Genomic DNA, 23,795 nt, shown 5'->3' on the forward strand with positions numbered 1-23,795 from the left:
TTTTTTACCGCTCCTTCCCCCCTGAGATCATGTCTATCTCCACCGCCGACCCCCAGCTCATTACGGATCCGCTCCACAGTCCCTTTCCCATCCCTTGGCAGTGGATTTTAGAGACCCAAGCAACGGTGGCCGCCGGAGACCAGAGGAGTGCCGATGTCTATCGCAGTCCTTCGTTGAAAAACGGTCGCCATCAGTATGCCGCCTACAGTCGGATTCAGTTAGCACTGCGCCCGCAACTCCAGGAAAGTCAGGTCACCAGTGTTTTATTTGTAGAAAATTTGCAAACAGGCATTTTAAATACGGTGATGGCGCGATCGCCTTTAGCTCCCCAGCCACTCCAGGAAGCTGAAGGAAACGATGCAGCAGGTTTAATTTCGTTATTAATTCCCGTGTCTTGGTCTGCCAATGGTCAAAAGCTCCTGGCACGGCAGTTTGAAGGCTTTTTTAACAGTGGTATGATGTCGGATTTTGCGGTGGTCTGGGATGCAAAAACCCAACGGAGTATTACCCTCCAACCCAATATCGAAACCGAATATAGCCATGCCATTTTGTTGGGCTGGAGCGAACAATATGCCGAGGATGTCCTGTTCCAAACTGGGGTCATGGGGGAGGAATCCTGGCCCATTTGGCGGGTGAGTTCCAATGGTGATACAAACCTTGCCACAGAAAATCACGGGGTGGTCTATGGTGATCTCCTTTCCCCTGCTTGGTTTGGCTGTGACGGAGAATTTAACATTTAATGTCAACTTCGAAGAAAACTGCGGCGATCGCCCCCAGCCCCTTTTACACTGACTAAAAACGATATAAAGATTTTTATCGAAACTTCCTATGACACAGTTTTGGTCAGAGATTGCTCCCCAGGCCTATTTTTGGTTCAAGGCGTTCCATATTATCGGTGTGGTGGTCTGGTTTGCGGGGTTGTTTTACCTCGTGCGCCTTTTTGTTTACCATGCTGAAGCCGAAAAGGAACCCGAACCCGCCCGGAGTATCCTCAAAAAACAATATGAGTTGATGGAAAAGCGCCTCTACAACATCATTACCCAACCGGGAATGTTTGTGACCGTGGCCATGGCGATCGCCGTGATTAGTACCGAACCAGGGGTCTTAAAAGCCTGGTGGCTCCATGCCAAATTGGCCTTGGTTGTTCTGTTGCTGGTCTATCACTTTTTCTGCGGGCGGATCATGCGCAAGCTGGCAGAAGGCACCTGTACTTGGACAGGCCAGCAGTTCCGCGCCCTCAACGAAGCGCCGACCCTCCTGTTAGTGACTATCGTGATGTTGGCAGTATTTAAAAATAGTTTGCCCCTCAATTGGACAGGGGGTTTAATTCTAGCCCTGATTGTCTTTATGGCTGCTGCGATCCAACTCTATGCGAAAAAACGCCGTAAGGATCAAGAAAAACTCCGGGAAGCCCAGAGCCAAGTGGCGACGTCCAATCCTTAAAATTATCCTTCGATTTTGTGAATTGTCATTAGTAAAAGTCCCTGGATCCTCTAAAAAAGATCTAGGGACTTTGTCATGTACATCAAACTTGAAATTCAAAAAAGAAAAACCCAGTGATTTTTAAATCGCTTACCATTTTTTGTAGGGTAAAAATTTACCGCACATGGTGACCTTCACGCGATCACCTTTAGGGTCTTCAACCTTATCCACTTCAATGGAAAAATCAATCGCACTCATGATCCCATCGCCAAATTTTTCGTGGACGACTGCTTTGATGGGCATCCCATACACTTGCATAATTTCGTAGAAGCGATAGATCAACGGATCGGTGGGAATGACGGGTTCTAGGGAACCTTTGAGGGGAGGCTCCGTGAGTTCTGCGGCGAAATCTTCCGGTAAACCCACGGCGGTGACGAGGCTTTTTGCTTCCGTCTCATCGGCACTGGCTTGACGGTAAAACACAGCCGCCACCCAAGTTTCATCACGGCCGACTTTTTCGCCGAGGGTAGTAAAACTAAGACCTGTTGTTTTTTTGGCAGCAAGTAATTTTTCGGTAATTACGGCGATCGCCATAGAAATTTTTCTCCGTTATCAAATAAATTCAACTGCACAGAATTTGTGGACAATTTGAGCCATTAATCAGGGCAAATTTGTCCATACCACATCAAAAAAAGATTGACTTCAACCTTGATTTACTGAAATCGTTTTTGTATGAAAAACATCCCAGTAGGTATTAGCAAAAAAACTTTTGGTGGAGTGATTGCTTGCTATTAAACGGGTTAAAAAATCAACGCAATGTAATCAAAGATACGCTTTTAAATGGCAACAATTGTATGTTGAACCTGGGAAACTGTGACAAAAATCAACGCTTCGCGCTAAAAGTACATCAAGTCAATTCAAAAAATACATCATGCAAATTATCGTTTCGGTCAATGCAGCCTAACTTCAGTGATCGCCTTCCTCCTTGCTGACCTCGATTTGACAATGTGTTTTTCAAACACCACAATAGGGGTATGGCGAAAATATCTGTTGCCCGTGAGGTATCGATTATGGCGAACCAATTACCCATTCCTGCTTTTTTTGATCCCCAGACCGTTGGTCAGATCTGGCGTGTCCCCTACCTAGACCGAGCCGCCGCTGCCGAAACCTGGGCCACAGAACATGGGATTAAGCCGGCCACCACTGACTGTTGCCGCGTGTGCCTCCTGGTGGTCGATGTGCAGAATACCTTTTGTATCCCGGAGTTCGAGTTGTTTGTCGGCGGCCAATCGGGGCTGGGGGCCGTGGAAGATAACCGACGTCTGTGTGAATTTATCTACCGAAATATTGGGACAATCACCGCCATCACCCCCACCATGGATACCCACAGGGCCGTGCAAATTTTTCACCCGGTCTTTTGGGTCAATGCCGCAGGTGAACATCCCCAACCCGCGAGTCAAATTAGCTTTGCGGAAGTTGACCAGGGTCTTTGGCGCGTGAATCCGGCGATCGCCTTTAGTGCCAAACGGGACTACGAAGAGTTACAACAATATGCCCGCCACTACACTGCCCAACTCAGCCAAGCGGGGAAATATCCCCTGACGATTTGGCCCTACCACGCCATGTTGGGGGGGATTGGCCACGCCCTTGTGCCAGCGATAGAAGAAGCTATCTTTTTCCATAATTTAGTGCGCCATAGCCAAACCCATTTTGAGATCAAAGGGGACAATCCCCTCACGGAAAATTATTCTGCATTGCGGCCAGAAGTATTAGAAGATGCCCAGGGACAACCCATTGCCCAGGAAAATACCCGTTTCCTGCAAAAATTATTGGCCTTTGATGCGCTGATCATTGCGGGGCAAGCCAAAAGCCACTGTCTCGCCTGGACGGTGGACGATTTACTCTCGGAAATTTTGCGTCACGACCCAGCCTTGGCAAAGAAAGTTTATCTTTTAGAGGACTGTACTTCCCCGGTGGTTATCCCTGGGGTGGTCGACTTTACGGCCCAGGCGGATCAAGCCTTTGCTCGATTTGCCGCAGCGGGGATGCAACTTGTGCGTTCGACGATGGCGATCGCCGATTTTCCGGGACTAAATCTGTAGTTGTCTGGGAGAGGGAATTATGTACAATCTAGCCAACGTGAAAACCTCCCCTACAATAGGAAAATAACAATACACAGACAAAAGAAGGGTCTATGGCTACGGAAAAGACGGCAAGTGAAGCGGCTTTATCGGAACGGGAGATCGAAATTGTCGATTTGGTGGCAGCGGGTCTGACGAACCATGAGATTGCGGCGCGCCTCGACATTAGCAAGCGCACTGTAGACAACCACATCAGTAATATTCTGACAAAAACGGCGACGGATAACCGCGTTTCCCTGGTGCGCTGGGCGTTACAGTGGGGGAAAGTGTGTCTTGATAATGTGAACTGTTGTGCTCTACCGAATCAGTCTGCGTCCTCGGATTCATGAAGCGTGCTTGGGCGATCGCCTTGTTAGGGATCTCATGTATCGGCTGCCAGAGTACCAGTTTTGTGACGCCCCCAGCCGACCCCCTCGGCAATAATCTCAATAGTCTCCATAGCGAAAAAAATCCCCGCCTTTCTGATGAAGGCCGTTACCTGGTCTTTAGTAGCGATCGCCGCCAGCAACGGCGTATTTTTTTGTATGATCTCGCCCAACGCAAACTCTTGCCCCTGCCCGGTTTAAATCAGCCCAATGTGTTCTATGACCAGCCAGATATTAGCCGCAATGGCCGCTTCATTGTCTACACTTCAGAGCAGGAAGGCAAAACGAATATTTATCTCTACGACCGCCAAACGTTCCAGAGCCAAAATCTGACCCGCACCTATATTGGTCAAGTGCGTAATCCGACCGTCAGCGGCGATGGCCGTTGGATAGCCTTTGAAGGCGATCGCACTGGGCAATGGGATATTGAGGTGATTGATCGCGGTGTTCAACCGGATTTGGTCGAAGCAGAATAACTAAACCCCAAGACCCACTCGCGCGAGATCCTGGGGTGAAAATTTGTGCATTGCTTGGGAGATATCCCCAAGGGATTGAAATCTCTCGCTCAATCGAGTAATTAGCCTACAGCTTGATGATTTCAAAGGCGGCCAAAGCAACGGCGATCGCCCCTAAAATCAATGTCCCAGCCCCAGCAATGGTGACAGTTCTCCCAATCACACTAACCCAAGCAGGAGCCACCCACGGCGTTTCATCTTGTTCTTGGAAATAACCCAAATCTTCTAACTGTTGACGATAATCAGCACCATAGCGGGGCATCCGGGCAAAGGGCAAATTCCCTTCTGTACGTTGGGGTAAGATGCGGCGCCGTTGGTAAGGCACGGTATCTAAGCCAAAATTGTCGAGATATTCCTCAGAGTTTAAGAGGGCATCCACAAAGCCATTTAAACCTTGGGTCGCCAACAAAATAGACCAAGAGAGAACTTCTTTTTGACCATAAATATCGCGACCGAGTACCCGCTGAACACACATCTGCACAAAGCGATAATTATTGTTCACGTCATAGTTCCGTTGCCGGAAAGACTCGGACAATAACAACGCCCGGATAAAGTCCTGAACGGTGATAAAGCCGGATTTCAGCTTAGATTCTTGAACTTTCAGGCGATTTTGTTCAAGCATCTGCTGCTCATTGAAAATTTGACGATAGGCCGCTTGAATTAAGGTATCAAAATCTGTTTTTGCAAAAGCCGATGCCACGCTAAATTGCTTGGGACTTTCTTCACTGCCGATAAAAAAATCTTGTACCCGTTGATTCTGAGAGCTTGGTTCGTAGGTCAATAAAGGTATAGTCATTTTTTTATAGTAAGTATTGACTTTAGAATATAAAAAGAATTAACTTTATCAAAACTATAGGCTAGACTGGGCAAGGTTTCAGGAAGGTTGCTTTTTTTAAAGTAAGATTTATTTTTCTTAAGTTTTGGCCACAATCCCCCCTAAGGGTCTACGGATATAATGTATTCGTTACTTGAAAATATTCAATAAAACCCGAATCAATTTGATCTTAAAAAAAAGGCGATCGCCGCTCCTGATTTAGTTCATAAAAATCAAGATGGCTATGAATTTTTGGAAATTGCTCATTACTGCTGATTTTCAATTAGCAAGTTGATTTTTGAAGCGATCACCCTCCTTATCTCTCCACATAATTGAACGGCGATCGCCTTGAACATGAACGATATTAAGAATAATTGAAATTACTTATTAATGACAATTACAGGATGTGCTCTGGGGTAGGGGCTTCCTGGAAAAGCGGAAAAAGAGACCTTATCCCCCAATTGAGGAGACCTCCCATAAACACTATCAAAATGAAAAAAAGTTTTTTGACCATTGTCATCTCGAATAAATCCATAAGTAGGCTTAGGATGTTCAATAAATTCACCAATTTTTCGAGAAATGACAGGATAACAAAAAGTTTCGCATACTTTCACTAATTCATTAGCTGTTGGTCTATCTTTTGGATTTTTCTGTAAACAAGAAAGAATTACATTGAATAACTCATCCCCTAAAAATTTAAACTGAATTTTATTTTCGAGATAAGTAGGCTTGCTTGGAAGTTCAGCATCTAAGATCTTTTTTACTGCCTTTAAGCCGAAACCGAACGGTTTTTCTCCGCTGACTATTTCATAAACCATTGCTCCAAGAGACCAAATGTCAGATTCTTTACCTGCAGCATGAGAATCTTCAATCATTTCCGGAGACATATATGGGAGCGCACCAATAGCTGTTTTAGAGGTGCTTAGTGAACTTTCTCCTTCTGCTGTGGCTTCAGCCATTTCTTCCTCAGCCATTTTTGCAATACCAAAATCAGTAATCTTAATTTCTGTCAAGTTAAAATCATCGGTCGACATCACATTACTTGGCTTTAAGTCCCTGTGGACTACGCCAGCTTCATGTGCAACAGCAATGCCCTTTGCTAAATAGTGTAAAATCTTGGCTGTTAAATAAGGATCAACAAAATTAGTCCTTTGTAATAAACCATCTTTCAAATTCTTTCCTTGAATAAATTCTTCAATTAAGTATTGATGCTTGTCAGTTTCAAAATAATCCAATGTTTTAGCTACATTTGGATGATTAACCTTTGCACTCATTCTTGCACTTCTCGCAAATCTTTTCGTCGCAGATGAGTTAAAAGGAACTTTTAGTGCAACTTCACGTTTTATTACTCGATCAAAAGCAAGATACACTTCTTGCATACCACCTTGGTCTACATAGCTTACTATTTCATATCTATTAGCTATGAAGTCACCTTTTTGATGTAGATTATCTGATGTCATAAGACCACCTCAGGATTTGAAATATCAAAGGTTATAAAAGTTCTACTATGATCACCTTCAAAGGTAATAACACAATTATTAGGTAGCAATTGATTCACCCTAATACTGTTACGATTTACAGTAATATTCCCAGCATAATGAGCGACAACAAAATCCAAACCATTATACTGAATAGTTAGAGACCCTACATTGTCAATATTGAGATTCACAGAAGATTTGTCTTTTGAAATAACTTCGGTACGACCATTTGAGGTGAGAAGAGCACGATGTTTCCCAAATAATAAATGCTTTTTAAGAACATCTTTTATCGTTTGAGCAGAGGGTCTATCTTGTGGATTAAATGCTAATGTTTGGTCAAGTATATTAGTAATGTCATTCGATAACTCGAAGGTCACTTCTTTGAAACTAGGCTTGGGAGAAGTACTAGGCGGAATTTTTGAAAATGATTCATCAAGTTCTAATCCTGCAATATACCTCGCAGTTACCCCAAAGGCATAAATATCTATCGCTTTGGTGAAGTGAACGAAGCCAGAGGAATATAGTTCAGGTGCAGCAAATAAGGTTGTCCCCTTAAATCCCATAGTTGAGTTGTTTTGGTTCTCAGTTCTGGTGAGTCCGAAATCAAATATCTTAATTAAATTGGCTGCATCAAACTTGATATTGTTAGGCTTAATATCCCTGTGAATTAAGTCTTTCTCATGTATATCAGATATGCCCGATATAATTTGATATAAGATTTTTATGTATTCATTTTTTGATAGCTCTTGCGTCAAAACTCTTGATACTAAATCCTCACCCTCTATATATTCTTGTACTATTCCGGGTCGTCTATTTTCTTCGTCTAAGATAACATCAAAAATTTGGACTATGTGTTTAGATCGTATATCCTGATGGAGTTTACACATGGCTTGGATTTCGTCTGTGAGCCTAGATGTATCATTATCATCTTGAATAAACTTAATAGCGACTTTCCGATCAAGATTAAGATCTTGACAGACAATAACTTCACCCATTCCACCTTTTAAAACTTGATCTAGCTGTCTATAACGACAGGGAAGAGAATTAGTCATTTATTGCTACCTCCTCTGTAAATTCAATTTTTAACTGTGGCTTGTCTTGTTTCTTCTGGTTTTCCAAAGATGATTTTTGTTTTCTTTGCTTGTTTGGCTTTCTTGTATTTTTTTCTTTATTTATATCTGTACTTTGAACCTCATTTTGATGAGAAGGAAGAGAGTCTGAAACTTTAATAGTAAAAAAATCGGTTTTCCCGGGAAGGCTCCACACCTCAAGGCGACTATCTTCCTTTTTTGAATTTAGCTGATTTGAAAGTGAATTAATAGATATTGCAGAAATTGTCGCATTATCTTTCCCACCAAGCCAAACAGAAATACGTGTTAATCTGTCAACAATTTCAGTGATACTTTTAGCATTTTGAATAATCTCTTGAAATACCTTCTGAGGAATACTATGTGCTCCATCTGATGTTAAAAGAATGAACTTAAGATTTTCCGTCCGAACAATACTTGTTGTAGGCTCTATTCCGTCTCCCATGCCGACAAATTGCAACAGTTGTCTAAACTCAGGAGGGGGAGCTTTTAATCTTAATTCAGCTAACTGCTCTTCGAGAGTATCATCTGTGGTTAATTGTTCAATCGGTTTTTCATCATAAACAGCGTATATTCTGCTATCTCCTACATTAACGATTGCCCATTCATGATTCTGACAAGCAATACTTGATAATGTCGAACCTCCTTTTCCCTGAAAATGTTTATATACAGTTTTATTTGCGATATCTACTGCGGCACTTAGTTTTTGACTTAAAGACTTTTCGTTACTATGAATCAGGGTTGCAGTAAAACTACTTATAGCTAAGTTGGCACAATCTCCCCCTTCCTGCATCCCACCCATTCCGTCACAAAGTACGAGGGCAAACATTGGAGGTTTCCGATTATCTTCAAATCGAACTTGGAAAAAAAGAGTTCTGTCTTGATTCTCCTGTCGATTTCCTAAAACACTTCCGAGAACAACATGACCTCGGTCAACGGTGGTTAAACCACATTTGTTCCCAGAAGATAACCATCTTGATATTGCATCTTGTACTTGAGAGTGGAGTGCATGACTCATATGAATTTTAGAGTTTTAGGGCTTTTGCTTTCTATATTTTATTTGATATTAGTCCTCTGTTGCATCTATCTAGCTGATCGCCCTCCCACTTATTAGTAAAAGGACGATATGACTTTTATGAATTAATCACCCCCTTCGATGGGGGCAAACCCTTGCCGTTGCACATTTTCCGTCACATGGCGTGGCTCTAGGAATTGCAGTAGATAATCAGGCCCTCCCGCCTTAGAACCCACACCGGACATCTTGAAGCCGCCAAAGGGTTGACGCGCCACAATCGCCCCGGTAATGCCCCGGTTGATATAGAGATTACCCACTTCAAATTCCTCCGTTGCCCGCTCAATGTGCTGCGGTGTCCGGGAATAAAGCCCCCCGGTTAATGCGTAGTCTGTGCTATTGGCAACTATTAAGGCTTCATCAAAAGAACTCACTTTAATCACCGCTAATACCGGCCCAAAAATCTCCTCCTGGGCGATCGCATGATCCGCTTGCACATCAATGAAAATAGTCGGGGACACATAGAAACCATTATCGGGAACTGCTGTTTCAAAGGCGACGGCAGATTGTTCCTTGCCCTTCAGGATGTAGTCCTTAATTTTCGCTTGGGCCGCCCCGTCAATAACCGGCCCCATCTTGACACTGGGATTATCGGTTTCGCCGACCTGAATCGATTTCACCGCCTCGACTAAACGTTCCACAAAAGTATCGTGGATTGATTCCAGCACAATGGCCCGGGAACAAGCCGAACATTTTTGACCGCTATAACCAAAGGCCGAATGGAGCACTCCCGCCACCGCTTGGTCGAGATCGGCACTGTCATCAACGATAATGGCGTTTTTTCCGCCCATTTCGGCAATGACCCGTTTCAAATGCTTCTGACCCGGTTGTACGATCGCCGCATTGGCATAGATATTACAACCCACTTCCCGGGAACCCGTAAAGGCAATGAGATGTACATCGGGATGGGTCACCATCGCCGCTCCCACCGTGGAACCGCGTCCCGGCACAAACTGAAATACTCCCTTGGGGATCCCCGCTTCAATGAGGATTTCGGCAATTTTTGCGCCGATCACGCTAGAAGTTTCAGCGGGTTTTAGTAGGGTACAGTTGCCCGTCACCAAGGCCGCAACGGTCATCCCCGTGGCGATCGCAAAGGGGAAATTCCAAGGGGAAATAACAACAGCAATGCCCCGCGGTTGGTAATGGTAGCGGTTGGTTTCACCACAAACATCGTACTTTTTGAAGCCCTGCACTTGGGAGAGATCATCGGGTTTGACCTGGTAGCCATAGTGCAAACGCTCTATTTCATCGGCGTAGTAGCGACAGAAATCAATGGCTTCGGAGACTTCCGGATCCGCTTCCTTGAGGATTTTGCCCGTTTCTAAACAAATCCACGCATTCAACTCGTGGCGACGGGCTTCCATAATCTCCGCTGCCTTCCGGAGAATGTTGGCCCGTTCCGAGACGGGGGTTTTCTTCCAGGCGGGAAAAGCGGCTTTGGCGGCGGCGATCGCCTCCGTTGCTTGCTCTAGGGAAATTTGACCAACTTTACCAATGAGTTCTGTGGAACGGGAGGGATTGACCGAGTCCACCAAATTTTCGGTTTGTACATATTCGCCGTTGATGTAAGGCAGATAACGTTTGCCAAGCTGCTTTTTCACCTCGGCGATCGCAAACTGGGATTTATCCCGGAGATCTGGTTCTGCATAGTCGGTATTGGCAGCCCCCGCAAATTGCAGATGGCTACTGTCGAGATCATGAATGGTTGCGTTGAGATCCCCTGTCGGCGGCGCGATCAATTCCTCCACCGGACGCTCCTCTAGGTTCTGGCGCAGGAAAGAACTATTGGCGGTATTTTCTAGTAAACGCCGGATTAGGTAGGCCATGCCCGGCAAAATCTTGCCATAGGGACAGTACACCCGCACCCGATAACCCTCCTTCACCAACGCCTTCGCAATTTGGTCGCCCATGCCGTACAGCACCTGACATTCAAAGTTACGGCGGGGAATCTTGAGTTCCTTGGCGATCGCACAGGCCACCGCCTGGGAGCGCACATTATGGCTGGCGATCGCCCCGTAGAGATACTGATGGTTTTCCAGCAGCAGACGAGTCATGCGCTCGTAATTAATATCCGTTGCGCCCTTTTCGTTAAAAACAGGCTGTTCCCAATGGTTTTGCAGCGCCGTGATCGTTTCTTGATCCCAGTAAGCGCCTTTCACAAGACGGACGGTGACAGGGGTGCCCCGTTCCTTGGCCCAGGCAACTAAACTTTCTAAGTCTGCGTAAGAATCCCGCAAGTAGCCCTGTAAAGTCACGCCAATATCACTACGGTGCCGAAACTCCTCTTCCAGCAACACGTCTTTCAAAATCTGGAGGGTGAGGGTTTTATATTCGTAATGCTCCATATCAAAGTGCACCGCAACTCCCAATTCCTGGGCATGGCGCAACAGTAGGCGCACCCGTTCCGCGACATTTTCTTTGCTGCCTGCCGGATCGAGGGGGTCAAACTGCGAATAAAACGCCGTTAATTTTACGGATACTTGCACCTTTGCAAGATCCTCACCGTCCGCCTCATCGATTTGATTGACCTTCGACCAATGTTTTGCTGCCGCCGTGAGGTCTGCCATTAAATCGAGGTAAGTTTGCTGATATTTTTGTGCTTCTGCTTCGGTGATCACCGCCTCCCCCAACAGATCAATGGTGAAGGCCATTTTGTCCCGGCGCAGACGTTCAACGGTTTTCAAGACCTGTTTGACGTTTTCCCCCGAAATATATTTAAAGGCGAGGGTTTCCACCGATTTACTAATGGTGGCAGCGGCTAACTGAGCTGGAGGGGATTGGGGTTCGGTAAAGTTCAGAATTTTTTTTAAGGCCCCAGGCAACTCCACCGACTCGTCCCCTAGGTATTGTTGGAGATGCTGGGCGATCGCCCCGTTATCTTTTAGGGCTGGCAACACATCGATAAAGCGAAACAGTTGCACCCGTAGATGGGGATTTTCCATGGCCCAGCCCAGCAATTTATCGTCCAGGCGCATCTGGTCTTGGAGTTTCGAGAAAAATGACCGTTTTTCCCGGGTAGCGGCGATTAACTCCCTGGCAATTTGTTGGGTACGCGCTTCGTAACGATCCTGAGCATCGATGACCACAGCTGAAAATTCTCCGAAAAGACCTATGGTTTAATTTTCCCGGAAAAAGGCAGGCCCAGAGGTAGAGGCTTTGTCAGTGTTTCAGGACTTGGTGAATTTATATTTTCAGTCGCTCCAATCTGCGGAAACTGGCTGATTTTCATCGGAAGGAGCGTTGGGAGCCTGTATTTGCTCTAAAAATTCCCCAAAACTGGTGGTGGCGATCGCCATTTGGGTAATCTCAGCCATGGTCAGGGTCGGAGGTAAGTCGGGTAACTGCCCTTGATAAGTGAGACTAGGCTCCCCAAACCGCTGCTGGAAAATTTCTCCGAGCACTGCCTTCAGGGTCGTTTGCTGTTGCTGCTGTAATTGTTCGAGGGCCGCTGTTTGTTGGTTAATGGTCTGGAGCAACTGTTGCAGGGAGCGGCCTAAAATGCCCAATTCATCGGGGCGATCGCCAAAACTGGCAAACAAATCTGGGTCAAAATTTTGATGTTCAATGGCAGCCACAGCCATCGCAGTGATCGTGTAGAGTTCCTCTAGGGATTCGGCATTTTCCCGGTGGTTTTGTTCCAGGGCGTCGATGACCTGGTTGTAACGGGTGGCAATGTGGCCAATCTCCGTAAAGGGTTCCACGGGCACCCGCAGGGTCAAATCTTGGGTCGCGGCCTGGTGATCCATCACCTGGAATAGTTCATAGGCATCGGTTTTGGCACCATGTTCGGAGATATTCAAGCCCAGGGCTTCGGCCTCCGGGGAAACCCGCAAAGGGTACCATCGCTGCAATAGTTTTAAAATGAGCCAAGTCAGCCCTGTCCCCCAGGCAAGGGCGATCGCCACCCCCAAGAGTTGCACCAACAGTTGACTATGGCGGGCTTCGACATTGCCAAATAAACCAACACAGAGGGTTCCCCACAGGCCCGCACCCCCATGGACGGCGATCGCATCCACTGCATCATCAATTTTGTAGCGTTTTAAGAGACTAGATACCCACCGAGCCACCCCGGCCGCCGTAATGCCCACCACCACCGCCAAGGGACTCGATACTAGATCACAGCAGGCCGTAATCGCCACCAGCCCCGCCAGGGAACCATTGATAATTTCCTCGACCTCTGAGCGCTTGAGATACCATTGGCTGAGGAGCATCGCTGTGACCATCCCCGCAGTTCCCGCCAGCACTGTATTGGTAATGATCTGGGGGACTTGGTCATTAAACGCAAAAGTACTCCCGCCATTGAATCCCAGCCAACCCACCCACAACAACAATGTCCCCAAAACCGCAAAGGGCAGGTTTGATCCCTGGATTTTCTGTGCCCCCGTGGTGGTAAAGCGCCCTTCCCTGGCCCCGACCAAAAGCAAGGTGCCCAGGCTCACCCAAGCCCCCATGCTGTGAACCACCGTACTACCCGCAAAATCCAAGAACCCCAGTTGCCGCAGCCACCCCGCTTCGTTCCAGGCCCAATGCCCAAAAATCGGATAAATAAACCCCGACACCAGGATCACAATGATGATGTAGGCTTCAAACTTTAACCGTTCGGCGATCGCCCCCGAAATAATCGTTGTGGCCGTACCGCAAAACATCGCTTGGAACAGGAAAAAAGCGGCCTCTTCTGGGTTGCCAGTCGTTCCCAAAAAGAAATTACTCCCACCGATGCCTCCCCACTGGGATAACCCAAACATCAGACCATAGCCAATGCCCCAAAATAACATCACCGACAGACCAAAATCGGAGAGGTTTTTAACGGCCACATTAATGTTATTTTTTGTGCGGGTCAGGCCAGATTCGAGGCACATAAAACCGGCTTGCATTAACAGCACCAAACCAGCACAAATCAGCAACCACAGTTGATCAATCATAAAATAATGGGTTTCCTTAGGGGCGGATAATTCATGGGGATTAAATTGATTTTGCTAAGAAAAAAACAGTTTATTTGGGTTGAAACAATTGATAAAATCGGGCAAATTTGGGAATGTCTTCTTCGTGACCCAAAACCACTAAAATATCCCCAGATGTCAACATTAATGTTGGACTAGGGTGGGCAATAAATTCCCCTTGAAACCGTCGTAAAGCCACCACAATAAAGGCCCCTTTGCCACGAATTTCTAGCTCCCGGACTGTTTTTCCCACGAGGGATGATTGGGGGGCGATCGCCAACTCGATCATCTGCACATTAATTTGTTGCAAGAGATCATTCAGTTGCTCCTGTTGGGAAGACTGACTAAAAAAATCCGTCGCGGGCGGTGTCGTAATCAAATTAGCCATGCGCGCCCCACTGACACTGGCGGGCAAAATGACGTGGTTTGCCCCCGCTAACCGGAGCTTTTTTTCGGTACTGGGTACTTCCCCTCGCGCCAAAATCATTAAGTCTGGGTTCAGTTCCCGGGCGGTCAAGGTAATAAACACATTGCTGGCATCGCTATCGAGCACCGTCGCTAGGGCCTTGGCCCGCCGAATGCCTAATCCCTGCAAAATCAGTTCGTCTGCTGGGTCTCCTTCTTTCGTCAAATAACCCCGCTGTTCGGCGATCGCCAATTGTTCTGGATCAATACTGAGCACCACAAAGCCTTGTCCCGAATCCTCAAGTTTTTGAGCGAGAATCTGGCCAATATAACCAAAGCCACAAATAATAATGTGACTTTCTAAATTAGAAATACTTTTACGTTGTCTTTCTGCCTCAAACGCCCGATTAATCTCCCCTTCTGTCACCATTTGCACAAATCCTCCCACCCCGTAGATTGCTGCCGATGTCCCCGCTAAGATGACAAAAATTGTAAAGAGCTTCTCTGGTGTTGTCTCGAGGGGTTTTACTTCCCCGTATCCTACCCCAAACACTGTGATCACCACCATATAAAAGGATTCCAGGGCAGTCCAGCCAAAAAGCATATAGCCGCAAATCGCAATCACAATGGTGATAAAAAAAAAGATCGACCCAGTTGCCACCCGCTGAAAAGGGGTTTGGGAAAATTGAGGTGCCGCGTGGGGACGATCCATACCCTGAGTAACTTAAAGCGCTTCTGATGATCACCCTAGAGTATGGCAGTTTCTCTCAATCAAGCTTGTATCTAATTTAGCTTCCCTGAAAATTACAGTTTTCTGGAGTCTAAGCCTAACCTTTTACTGGAAATTTTTTCCCCTAGAAAAATTCGATCTATATGCCCATTCTTGTGGTCATTTTCGTCATAATTTATAGTTTTTTTACGAGGCTAAATAATAGCGTTAAACAAAAAAATCCCATACCTGAGAGAAATGGAACGCAATCAATCCACCTAGAAGTAGTGATATCTTATCCTACATGCCGCAAAGAAGATCAGAGGATGGAATGTAGGAGATTAGGATTAATTTTGATGGTAGACAAGTGAGAGTCACCGGAGAAAATTTCTGTAGTTCAGCAATGACATTAGTTATTTTTTTAAGGATATAAAAATGAGTTTGTAAGACTTAGTTAATAGCTTCTACCACCACCTAATAACCACGTTAAATTAAAACCAACGCTCACATCATCGTCAGATTGATGAATCAAACTACCAATATTTCCTTTTCCTGCGGCATTCGTACCATAAACCCCTAAACCAAAATTGGACTTAGGAAATAGATAACGTGCACCAGCCGCCCAAACAATGGGATCATTACTTACCATAGGAGTCACTTCGCCAATCAACTGTAGTCCTGGAGATAATTGTAGATTAACACCTAAACCTGTACCAATAAGAGTTTCATCCCCAAAAAATCCCGCCTTAGGATTAAACATAAAAGTAATTGCATCGTTAGCTGAATAAGAAAAAATTGTTTCAGCCAAAAATAAACCTATACCATCATCATCAGAGTTGCTGGCATCCTGAAATGCACCTCGAATAGCCAATGAAAAAGGATCACCTATAGCTTGATTTAAAAAATTAAACTTAGTGGCTGCTCCTAGTTTCATTGAATTACCAATGGGCTGATTATTGTCCGCTAATTGTTGAGCAGTGAGCTCTATTTGTGCATTATCACTTAGACCATAACCGATTTGAATATTACCACCACTACCAATTGCTCCATCAAATAGAAACATTTCTTTTCTTAAGGTATTAGGGCTGCTGAGGAGTATACCATCAAACACTAACTGCTTTTCCCGATCGTTCATAGAAGGGAGAAAGCGCTCAGAAAAACTGCTACGATAGTTATTATTAGAACCAAGAGTATATTTAAGATTTGCTCCTACACCGACGCTATCACCATCAGATGGAAAGGTTAATAATTTAGTAGCGGGAGTATTACCTAAACGATTTGTCACATACATATCCAAACTAACATTAGGGCTATGTAAATAACTAAAACCAGCGTTCCAAACTAGATTTTCCTTAATCTTTTCTGTATTGGAAACGCTATTGCCGCCAGAAACTTCTATCGGATAATTGACATCAGCTAAAAGACCAAATTTTTCCCCTATTTTGAGATTAAATCCTGTACCAATGTTGAAGAAGGTGCCGTAAAAATCGTCATCATTGACAGTATCAGGGAAAACTGTAAATCCAGCTGCTAAATGCCATTGACTATTGTCAGTCAAATTGTAAGTCATAGGTATTTGAACAGTACCCGCTAATGTATTTTCGGTTGTATTATTTTGAGATTTAACCTTTATCCACTCTAGGGAACTAACTATGGCAATATTGTAAGAAGGCTCGTCAATGAATCTATACTTTAGACTAGGTGCTAAAGAGAAAACACCAAACTTTATATCTGCATTGGGATTTGTAACATTATCAATGTCATCTAAAAAAGATAGATCAAGATTAAACTGTAAATTTTCAGCTATGCCATATTGAACAGAGGCATTATAAACTTCTAATCCCAAACCATTTCCTTGAGAATTAGGACGAAATATCGTAGCTCCCAAACCAGTTTTTACGGTTCCTTGTGGCAGCATATTGGCCGACTCGATCGTCATTGGTTCTAAAAAATTGAATTCGAAAGTACTAGTTGAATATTCAATGACTTGATTTTCTACTACAACTTCTTCTTGACGATCAAATTTTTCTTGTTCAACAATATCTGAAATTAGAATCTCAGCACTATTTTCTAAATCGAAAATATCAGTATTTGTAGAGCCTCTAAACATCGAAGCTTCGTTGACTTCATCTGCTACAGCCACGGCAAAAAAATTAGTCATCACATTGATCAAGAAAAGGTATAAGCTCAATTTTTTTATATTCATGGCAGTAGCTAATTGATTAATTTACATAAAAATAATGCCTTAAATCATATCTAGATCTTTTTTTTAAGTCAATGATGGTTGCCGATGTTTCCGCTAAGATGACAAAAATTGTAAAGAGCTTCTCTGGTGTTTCCTTTAGGGGGGTTTCTTCCCCATATCCCACCCCAAACACCGTGATCACCACCATATAAAAGGATTCCAGGGCAGTCCAGCCAAAAAGCATATAGCCGCAAATCGCAATCACAATGGTGATAAAAAAAAGATCGACCCAGTTGCCACCCGCTGAAAAGGGGTTTGGGAAAATTGAGGTGCAGCGTGGGGACGATCCATACCCTGAGTAACTTAAAGTGCTCCCGATGGTCACCCTAGAATATGACAGTTTCTAGCCGCCCAGCTTGTATCTAATTTAGCTTCCCTGACAATCCAACTTTCCTGGGGTTTAAGCCTATCCTTGTGCCGAGGATTATTCGCCAGAGAAAAGTTTAGTCTGTTTGTTCATTCTTCTGGCCGTTGTTGCCATAATTCATCGCTTTTTTACAAGGCTAAATAATGGCATTAAACAAAAAAATCCCCCAAGTTACTTGAGGGAAATTGAGTTAAATGAAAACACTGAAAAACAGCGATGTTTTATGGCTCTATTGAGCAGCAACTCGGGCCGCGGCAGCTTCATCTGGGTGAATTCCAAGGCGTGTGAGGTTAATGCGTCCTTTGTTGTCAATTTCGCGCACTTTAACCACTACTTCATCACCAACGGCAACTTCATCTTCGACTTTGCCCACGCGGCCTTCTGCCAGTTGCGAAATGTGAATCATCCCTTCTTTACCCGGCATAATTTCCACGAAGGCACCGATCTGGATAATACGGGTGACTTTACCGAAATATACATCCCCTTCATTGAGCTTACGGGTCATGTTTACGATCAGCCGTTTGGCTTTTTCGGCATTTTCCGATTCAGAGGAGGCGATCGTTACGGTACCGTCATCGGCAATATCCACCTTGGCACGGGTTTGCTCAGTAATCCCTTTAATGGTTTTACCACCAGGGCCAATGACCATCCCAATTAAATCGGGATCAATCTTGATGGTGAGCAGACGGGGAGCGGCTGGGGACAATTCCTTCGGCTCAGCAATGACATCGGTCATCTTTTCGAGGATATGGAGACGGGCCGGTAAGGCTTGCTTAATGGCTTCTGCCACCACTTCAACGGCCAGGCCAGTGATCTTCATATCCATCTGGAGGGCGGTAATTCCGTCAGCTGTCCCGGCAACCTTAAAGTCCATGTCGCCGAGGAAGTCTTCAATCCCCTGGATATCGGTGAGGATGCGAACTTCTTTTCCTTCTTTGATCAGCCCCATCGCGGCACCACTCACGGGCTTGGCAATGGGTACCCCGGCATCCATTAGGGCCAGGGTAGAGCCACAAACGGAACCCATGGAGGTGGATCCGTTGGAAGATAAGACTTCAGAGACGACCCGAATGACGTAGGGAAATTCATCCTTCGGCGGCAATACGGGTAAAAGGGCGCGTTCGGCCAAGGCACCGTGGCCAATCTCCCGGCGGCCAGGCGATCGCATTGGGCGAGTTTCACCCACGGAGTAGGGGGGGAAATTGTAATGGTGCAGGTAGCGTTTTTCGTCGGAGGGATGCAAATCATCCATTTCCTGGGCATCACCGGGCGTCCCAAGGGTGGCAATGGATAAAACCTGGGTCAAGCCGCGATTAAATAGACCACTACCATGGACAGCTCTCGGTAACACAGCCGTGCGGCAAGAAATGGGGCGCACTTGGTCTAGTTTACGACCATCAACCCGGACTCCATCTTCGACGATTTGGCTCCGCATCAGCTTTTTCGTCAGCGCTTTGAAGGTGTTGTCAATGAGCTTGGGTTCTTCTGTGGTCTTCACCCGCAGTGGCGCATCCTCTGGCAGGGCTTCGATGGCCTCAATAATTTCTGTTGCTTTGATTTCATCGAGGTCGGCATCGCGACCGTTTTTGTCTAGGTCAAATTGACTCAGGACTTTTTTGATCTTGTCAGTGGCGCGATCGCCAATGAATTTTTCTAGCTCCTCATCCTTAGCGGGCGGTTCAGCACTGACCATTTCAAGGCCGAGTTCCTTCATCAGCGAACGCTGGGCCTCGATCAACTCTTGGATCGCTTCGTAGGCAAAATCAATCGCCTCGATCATGTCTGCTTCTGGCAACTGATTGGCCCCGGCTTCAACCATGATCACACCGTCGGGAGTTCCAGCAACCACAAGGTCTAAATCCCCATTCATCATTTCCCGGTAAGTAGGATTCAGGATGAAATCATCCCCCACTAAACCAACCCGGACAGCAGCCATCGGCCCATAGAAAGGTAAACCTGCGAGCAATGTGGCCACGGAAGCCCCTGTCACAGCGAGGACATCCGGCGGTACTTCTTCATCGAGGGAGAGGGTTGTGGCAACGATTTGAATATCGTCTCGCAACCACTGGGGAAATAGCGGACGCATCGGTCGGTCAATGAGGCGCGAAATGAGCGTTGCCCGTTCTGGAGGTCTACCTTCTCTTCTTAAATAACCACCAGGAATCCGTCCTGCTGCGTATAATCGTTCTTCGTAATCTACCAGTAAAGGTAGAAAGTCAATCCCTTGTCTGCCAGGAGCTGTCGTTGCACTAACTAAAACCGCTGTATCTCCTGATTCAATTAAAACTGACCCGCCGGCCTGAGGCGCAAACAAACCTGTTTTTAGTCGGATTTCTCGTCCATCGAAAGAAATCGACTGAATATGTTCTTGCATTATTGCGTGTTGTCCTTTTGTGTATAATCACTTTTCTTCGTTCTGTGGCAATCGTAACACTTTATGCTGGCTCCGACCTTAGACAACGTTGGCGATCGCCTTTGGTCTTTTTGCCCCTAAACGATCACCCCTAAACCACCAAGCCCCGTCCTAAGAATTAAGAACTGTCATGTTTTTCTGATATGCCCCTTGCCAAGGCTCACTTTCTCCGCTTATAATGCTCGCTTGTGGCTAAATGTAACCAGTTATACGAAGTTTCCTGGCGAAGCATAGAACCCCTGCCCCCTTGTTCGTCGCATCGGTTCAACACAGAAACAGGCTTCTCTGAGGCTGCATTCTTCGGTCACATCTTTTGGGCGATCGCCCCAAGCGGCAGCCCCCATCCTGCAGTTACAGCAAGATACTGAAGCAAGCGCTTTAAGTCTTGGGTAAAACGTAGCACCCCTACCTGTAGGCAAAAACCTTTCAGAGCCATAAAACACTCTGAATATCCAAGAGTAGAAGACAAGAACCACAACTCTTTCGGGAGCGGTTCATATTATTTCTACTCACCTTTTAATGTTGTCTATTAGTAGATAGAGGTCTCTGTTCCGTGTCACTCGGTATCCTCGGTACTAAACTCGGTATGACCCAAATCTTTGATAACGAAACTGGAACTGCGATTCCCGTTACCGTTGTCCAAGCAGGGCCCTGTACCGTCACCCAAATCAAAACCTCCGAAACAGATGGCTACACCTCCGTGCAAATCGGCTACGGAGACGTTAAGGAAAAAAACTTAACGAAGCCTCAACTGGGGCATCTCAAAAAAGCGGATGCTGCCCCCCTCCGCCACCTCAAGGAATATCGCCTCGATGACGTTTCTGGCTATGAACTTGGCCAAGCGATCACTGCGAATATTTTTGAGGCTGGCCAAGTTGTCGATGTTTCTGGAAATACCATTGGTCGTGGTTTCGCTGGCTATCAAAAACGCCATAACTTTAAGCGAGGCAACATGACCCACGGTTCTAAAAACCACCGTCTCCCCGGTTCTACCGGTGCAGGGACGACTCCCGGTCGCGTTTATCCCGGTAAGCGCATGGCAGGTCGTTATGGTGGAACTAAGATCACCGTCCGTAAACTCGAAGTCGTTCGCGTTGACGAAGAAAAGAATTTATTGCTGATCAAAGGTGCAATTCCTGGCAAAGCCGGCAATTTATTAAGTATTGCTCCGAGCAATATTGTGGGCCAAAAATAATGAGTCTTGCGTGGCGATCGCCACCTGCAATCTTTTTATAGAAAACCACAACTTTATTTATTTCATTAGCTGATAACCGATAATCCGATACTTCATCACTATGGTTAACTGCGCAGTAAAAAATTGGCAAGGAGAAGAAGTTGGCCAAGCCAACCTCGACTTCAAAGTTGCCAAAGAAGAAAATGCCGCACATATTGTCCACCGCGCCCTTGTACGTCAGCTAAATAACGCGCGTCAGGGAACTTCTTCCACGAAAACTCGTGCAGAAGTCCGTGGCGGTGGCCGCAAACCTTGGCGTCAAAAAGGAACTGGCCGGGCAAGAGCTGGTTCAATCCGTTCCCCATTATGGAAGGGCGGTGGTGTCATCTTTGGCCCCAAACCCAAGGAATACAACCTCAAAATGAACCGCAAAGAGCGTCGTTTAGCGCTTCGTACCGCTTTCCACAGCCGCAACGAAGATCTCATCGTCGTTGAAAACTTTGCTGAACAATTTGCCGCGCCCAAAACCAAGGAATTGGTAAGTGCCATGTCCCGCTGGGGTGTGGCATCTGGTGAAAAGGTACTCCTTGTCCTTGCTGAGATGACAGACAATGTATATCTCTCTGCACGCAACATTGCTTCTGTGAAAACGGTTCCTGCTGACGGTTTGAATATTTTTGATATTCTCAACGCTGGCAAGATCGTCGTCACCGCCGAAGCTCTGGCTAAAATCCAGGAGGTTTACAATGACTAGTAGAATGCCAACTGCGAGCCGGGTTCCGACCCGCGATCTCGCTGATTTGATTCTCAAGCCCATTGTTAGTGAAAAGGCGACAATTCTGCTTGAAGACAACAAATATGTGTTTGATGTTGCCCTAAAAGCAACCAAAACAGACATCAGAGCGGCGATCGAGAGCCTTTTTGAAGTCAAAGTCGTTAAGGTCAACACCAGCCGTCCCCCCCGTAAGAAAAAACGTGTGGGTCGTTTCTTGGGCTTCAAGCCCCAATACAAGCGGGCTGTCGTCACCTTGGCAGAAGGGGATACAATCACATTGTTCCCAGAAGTATAGTCGTCATTCACTTGAATAAATCATGGGTATTCGTTCATTTAGACCATATACTCCGGGAACTCGTCAGGCTACGGTCTCTGACTTTTCGGAGATTACCAAATCCAAACCGGAAAAATCTCTTACAAAATACAAACACCGCAAAAAAGGCCGTAACAACCGTGGAGTGATCACTTGTCGTCACCGGGGTGGTGGCCACAAGCGTCTTTATCGTCTGATCGATTTTCGCCGTGATAAGCGGGATATGGCCGCCCAGGTGATTGCGATTGAGTACGATCCAAACCGGAATGCTCGCATTGCCCTGGTGCAGTATGAAGATGGCGAAAAACGCTACATTCTTCAGCCAGCAGGCCTTGGCGTCGGTGACACGATTATCGCTGGGGAAGAAGCGCCCTACGAAATCGGCAATGCCTTACCGCTCTACAAAATCCCCCTCGGTACTGAAATCCACAACATCGAGCTTTATGCCGGTCGTGGTGGCCAGATGGTCCGTTCTGCGGGCGCTTTTGCTCAGTTGGTTGCGAAAGAAGGTGACTATGTCACCATCAAGCTGCCTTCTAAAGAAGTCCGGATGGTTCGCAAAGAGTGCTATGCCACCATCGGCAAAGTAGGCAATGCAGAAGCCCGGAACCTGAAGCTCGGGAAAGCGGGGAGAACCCGTCACCTGGGACGTCGGCCCCAAGTCCGCGGTAGTGTTATGAACCCGGTAGATCACCCCCATGGTGGTGGTGAGGGCAGAGCACCCATCGGTCGCAGTGGCCCTGTGACGCCTTGGGGTAAACCTGCCCTCGGGAAGAAGACTCGCAAGAAGAAGAAGCAAAGTAGCTCTTTGATTGTGCGCCGCCGCCGTTAATTATCTATTTTTGTTCATCACACTCTATAAGAAACTATGGGTCGTTCACTGAAAAAGGGTCCGTTTATCGCGGACAGCCTCCTAAAAAAAATCGAGAAGCTCAATGCTTCCGGTGATAAGCAAGTGATTAAAACTTGGTCACGGGCATCGACAATTTTGCCTCAGATGGTGGGTCACACGATCGCCGTTCACAACGGTCGTCAACATGTGCCTGTTTTTGTGTCTGAGCAAATGGTAGGTCACAAATTGGGTGAATTTGCACCCACACGGACCTTCAAGGGCCATGCCAAGAGTGATAAGAAAGCACGTCGATAAGGGTTAAAGAAGACAATGACTATCGATACTCAAACTGAAGTCAAGGCGATCGCCCGCTATATTCGGATGTCTCCGATCAAAGTCAGACGGGTCCTCGATCAGATCCGTGGCCGTAGCTACCGCGAAGCCTTGATCATTCTCGAATTTATGCCCTATCGCGCTTGTGAACCTGTACTGAAGGTTTTACGGTCTGCCGTTGCCAATGCCGAACATAACGAAGGGTTAGATCCCGCTGATCTCGTTGTCAGTGCAGCCTTTGCTGATGCTGGCCCTGTGTTAAAGCGGTTCCGCCCCCGGGCTCAAGGACGTGCCTATCAAATTCGTAAGCCCACTTGTCACATCACCGTTGGTGTGGCGCCTGGTGCTGCCGAATAGTACTCCTAACCTGTCGTAGATCGTAAACATCAAA

22 protein-coding genes are annotated in these 23,795 nt (G+C 46.2%); 11 read left to right on the forward strand and 11 right to left on the reverse strand.

Annotation, left to right across the window (positions count from 1 at the left end; genetic code table 11):
- Positions 1-29: 29 nt before the first annotated feature.
- Positions 30-740 (forward strand): hypothetical protein, encoded by a 711-nt coding sequence (locus tag AWQ21_RS04200; protein ID WP_065713468.1) that lies wholly within the window; start codon positions 30-32, stop codon positions 738-740.
- 88 nt (positions 741-828) lie between these two features.
- Positions 829-1,443, forward strand: coding sequence for a protoporphyrinogen oxidase HemJ (hemJ, locus tag AWQ21_RS04205; RefSeq protein ID WP_012306273.1), 615 nt, complete (start codon positions 829-831; stop codon positions 1,441-1,443).
- A 129-nt stretch (positions 1,444-1,572) separates the two neighbouring features.
- Here hemJ and cynS read toward each other — a convergent pair whose 3' ends face one another.
- A complete protein-coding gene (gene cynS / locus AWQ21_RS04210; RefSeq protein ID WP_065713469.1) occupies positions 1,573-2,016 on the reverse strand; it encodes a cyanase in 444 nt (147 codons plus the stop codon).
- 476 nt (positions 2,017-2,492) lie between these two features.
- On the opposite strand from cynS, the gene AWQ21_RS04215 reads away from it, so the two are divergent.
- From AWQ21_RS04215 to AWQ21_RS04225, 3 genes are all read left to right on the forward strand, one after another.
- Complete coding sequence (locus AWQ21_RS04215) at positions 2,493-3,524, forward strand: isochorismatase (protein ID WP_065713470.1); 1,032 nt, start codon at positions 2,493-2,495, stop codon at positions 3,522-3,524.
- Between the two features lie 92 nt (positions 3,525-3,616).
- Positions 3,617-3,892 carry a LuxR C-terminal-related transcriptional regulator gene (locus tag AWQ21_RS04220; RefSeq protein ID WP_065713471.1) on the forward strand — a complete coding sequence of 92 codons (276 nt, stop codon included), beginning with the start codon at positions 3,617-3,619 and terminating at the stop codon, positions 3,890-3,892.
- Positions 3,889-4,404, forward strand: a complete 516-nt coding sequence (locus AWQ21_RS04225; protein WP_065713472.1) for a PD40 domain-containing protein — start codon at positions 3,889-3,891, stop codon at positions 4,402-4,404. The genes AWQ21_RS04220 and AWQ21_RS04225 overlap by 4 nt, the downstream gene beginning before the upstream one ends.
- A gap of 106 nt (positions 4,405-4,510) precedes the next feature.
- On the opposite strand, the gene AWQ21_RS04230 is transcribed toward AWQ21_RS04225, so the two are convergent.
- The 10 genes from AWQ21_RS04230 to AWQ21_RS04275 form a co-directional block, all read right to left on the reverse strand.
- Positions 4,511-5,239: a phycobilisome rod-core linker polypeptide gene (locus tag AWQ21_RS04230; protein WP_065713473.1), complete on the reverse strand. Its 729-nt coding sequence runs from the start codon at positions 5,237-5,239 to the stop codon at positions 4,511-4,513.
- A gap of 398 nt (positions 5,240-5,637) precedes the next feature.
- Positions 5,638-6,717, reverse strand: coding sequence for a serine/threonine-protein kinase (locus tag AWQ21_RS04235; RefSeq protein WP_065713474.1), 1,080 nt, complete (start codon positions 6,715-6,717; stop codon positions 5,638-5,640).
- Positions 6,714-7,787: a serine/threonine-protein kinase gene (locus tag AWQ21_RS04240; protein WP_065713475.1), complete on the reverse strand. Its 1,074-nt coding sequence runs from the start codon at positions 7,785-7,787 to the stop codon at positions 6,714-6,716. The genes AWQ21_RS04235 and AWQ21_RS04240 overlap by 4 nt, the downstream gene beginning before the upstream one ends.
- The gene (locus tag AWQ21_RS04245) at positions 7,780-8,841 is read right to left on the reverse strand and encodes a PP2C family serine/threonine-protein phosphatase (RefSeq protein ID WP_065713476.1); all 1,062 of its coding nucleotides are present in this window, start codon (positions 8,839-8,841) and stop codon (positions 7,780-7,782) included. The genes AWQ21_RS04240 and AWQ21_RS04245 overlap by 8 nt, the downstream gene beginning before the upstream one ends.
- Positions 8,842-8,963: 122 nt before the next feature.
- A complete protein-coding gene (pruA, locus tag AWQ21_RS04250; protein WP_065713477.1) occupies positions 8,964-11,984 on the reverse strand; it encodes an L-glutamate gamma-semialdehyde dehydrogenase in 3,021 nt (1,006 codons plus the stop codon).
- A 105-nt stretch (positions 11,985-12,089) separates the two neighbouring features.
- Entirely contained in the window at positions 12,090-13,820 is a 1,731-nt protein-coding gene (locus AWQ21_RS04255) for an ammonium transporter (protein WP_065713478.1), read from the reverse strand.
- 70 nt (positions 13,821-13,890) lie between these two features.
- Positions 13,891-14,955 carry a TrkA family potassium uptake protein gene (locus tag AWQ21_RS04260; protein WP_065713479.1) on the reverse strand — a complete coding sequence of 355 codons (1,065 nt, stop codon included), beginning with the start codon at positions 14,953-14,955 and terminating at the stop codon, positions 13,891-13,893.
- 451 nt (positions 14,956-15,406) lie between these two features.
- The gene (locus AWQ21_RS04265) at positions 15,407-17,113 is read right to left on the reverse strand and encodes a porin family protein (protein ID WP_232315059.1); all 1,707 of its coding nucleotides are present in this window, start codon (positions 17,111-17,113) and stop codon (positions 15,407-15,409) included.
- A gap of 61 nt (positions 17,114-17,174) precedes the next feature.
- A complete protein-coding gene (locus AWQ21_RS04270; protein WP_232315061.1) occupies positions 17,175-17,402 on the reverse strand; it encodes a potassium channel family protein in 228 nt (75 codons plus the stop codon).
- 391 nt (positions 17,403-17,793) lie between these two features.
- The gene (locus AWQ21_RS04275) at positions 17,794-19,938 is read right to left on the reverse strand and encodes a polyribonucleotide nucleotidyltransferase (protein ID WP_065713482.1); all 2,145 of its coding nucleotides are present in this window, start codon (positions 19,936-19,938) and stop codon (positions 17,794-17,796) included.
- Positions 19,939-20,530: 592 nt separating this feature from the next.
- Here AWQ21_RS04275 and rplC point away from each other — a divergent pair.
- The 6 genes from rplC (at position 20,531) to rplV (ending at position 23,761) form a co-directional block, all read left to right on the forward strand.
- Entirely contained in the window at positions 20,531-21,172 is a 642-nt protein-coding gene (rplC, locus tag AWQ21_RS04280) for a 50S ribosomal protein L3 (protein WP_012306690.1), read from the forward strand.
- Between the two features lie 100 nt (positions 21,173-21,272).
- A complete protein-coding gene (gene rplD, locus AWQ21_RS04285; RefSeq protein WP_065713483.1) occupies positions 21,273-21,905 on the forward strand; it encodes a 50S ribosomal protein L4 in 633 nt (210 codons plus the stop codon).
- 4 nt (positions 21,906-21,909) lie between these two features.
- Positions 21,910-22,221, forward strand: coding sequence for a 50S ribosomal protein L23 (locus AWQ21_RS04290; RefSeq protein ID WP_065713484.1), 312 nt, complete (start codon positions 21,910-21,912; stop codon positions 22,219-22,221).
- Positions 22,222-22,243: 22 nt separating this feature from the next.
- Complete coding sequence (gene rplB / locus AWQ21_RS04295) at positions 22,244-23,071, forward strand: 50S ribosomal protein L2 (RefSeq protein ID WP_065713485.1); 828 nt, start codon at positions 22,244-22,246, stop codon at positions 23,069-23,071.
- 36 nt (positions 23,072-23,107) lie between these two features.
- Positions 23,108-23,386, forward strand: a complete 279-nt coding sequence (gene rpsS, locus AWQ21_RS04300) for a 30S ribosomal protein S19 (RefSeq protein ID WP_012306686.1) — start codon at positions 23,108-23,110, stop codon at positions 23,384-23,386.
- Positions 23,387-23,401: 15 nt separating this feature from the next.
- The gene (gene rplV / locus AWQ21_RS04305; RefSeq protein ID WP_065713486.1) at positions 23,402-23,761 is read left to right on the forward strand and encodes a 50S ribosomal protein L22; all 360 of its coding nucleotides are present in this window, start codon (positions 23,402-23,404) and stop codon (positions 23,759-23,761) included.
- Positions 23,762-23,795: the final 34 nt, after the last annotated feature.

It is taken from the genome of Picosynechococcus sp. PCC 7003 (assembly GCF_001693255.1).
In the GTDB taxonomy this organism is placed as follows: Bacteria; Cyanobacteriota; Cyanobacteriia; order Cyanobacteriales; family MRBY01; genus MRBY01.

Coding starts and splice junctions, on each gene's coding strand:
- AWQ21_RS04200 (WP_065713468.1), top strand. CDS start 30: ATGTCTATCTCCACCGCCGACCCCCAGCTCATTACGGATCCGCTCCAC.
- hemJ (WP_012306273.1), top strand. CDS start 829: ATGACACAGTTTTGGTCAGAGATTGCTCCCCAGGCCTATTTTTGGTTC.
- cynS (WP_065713469.1), bottom strand. CDS start 2,016: ATGGCGATCGCCGTAATTACCGAAAAATTACTTGCTGCCAAAAAAACA.
- AWQ21_RS04215 (WP_065713470.1), top strand. CDS start 2,493: ATGGCGAACCAATTACCCATTCCTGCTTTTTTTGATCCCCAGACCGTT.
- AWQ21_RS04220 (WP_065713471.1), top strand. CDS start 3,617: ATGGCTACGGAAAAGACGGCAAGTGAAGCGGCTTTATCGGAACGGGAG.
- AWQ21_RS04225 (WP_065713472.1), top strand. CDS start 3,889: ATGAAGCGTGCTTGGGCGATCGCCTTGTTAGGGATCTCATGTATCGGC.
- AWQ21_RS04230 (WP_065713473.1), bottom strand. CDS start 5,239: ATGACTATACCTTTATTGACCTACGAACCAAGCTCTCAGAATCAACGG.
- AWQ21_RS04235 (WP_065713474.1), bottom strand. CDS start 6,717: ATGACATCAGATAATCTACATCAAAAAGGTGACTTCATAGCTAATAGA.
- AWQ21_RS04240 (WP_065713475.1), bottom strand. CDS start 7,787: ATGACTAATTCTCTTCCCTGTCGTTATAGACAGCTAGATCAAGTTTTA.
- AWQ21_RS04245 (WP_065713476.1), bottom strand. CDS start 8,841: ATGAGTCATGCACTCCACTCTCAAGTACAAGATGCAATATCAAGATGG.
- AWQ21_RS04255 (WP_065713478.1), bottom strand. CDS start 13,820: ATGATTGATCAACTGTGGTTGCTGATTTGTGCTGGTTTGGTGCTGTTA.
- AWQ21_RS04260 (WP_065713479.1), bottom strand. CDS start 14,955: ATGGATCGTCCCCACGCGGCACCTCAATTTTCCCAAACCCCTTTTCAG.
- AWQ21_RS04265 (WP_232315059.1), bottom strand. CDS start 17,113: ATGACTAATTTTTTTGCCGTGGCTGTAGCAGATGAAGTCAACGAAGCT.
- AWQ21_RS04275 (WP_065713482.1), bottom strand. CDS start 19,938: ATGCAAGAACATATTCAGTCGATTTCTTTCGATGGACGAGAAATCCGA.
- rplD (WP_065713483.1), top strand. CDS start 21,273: ATGGTTAACTGCGCAGTAAAAAATTGGCAAGGAGAAGAAGTTGGCCAA.
- AWQ21_RS04290 (WP_065713484.1), top strand. CDS start 21,910: ATGCCAACTGCGAGCCGGGTTCCGACCCGCGATCTCGCTGATTTGATT.
- rplB (WP_065713485.1), top strand. CDS start 22,244: ATGGGTATTCGTTCATTTAGACCATATACTCCGGGAACTCGTCAGGCT.
- rpsS (WP_012306686.1), top strand. CDS start 23,108: ATGGGTCGTTCACTGAAAAAGGGTCCGTTTATCGCGGACAGCCTCCTA.
- rplV (WP_065713486.1), top strand. CDS start 23,402: ATGACTATCGATACTCAAACTGAAGTCAAGGCGATCGCCCGCTATATT.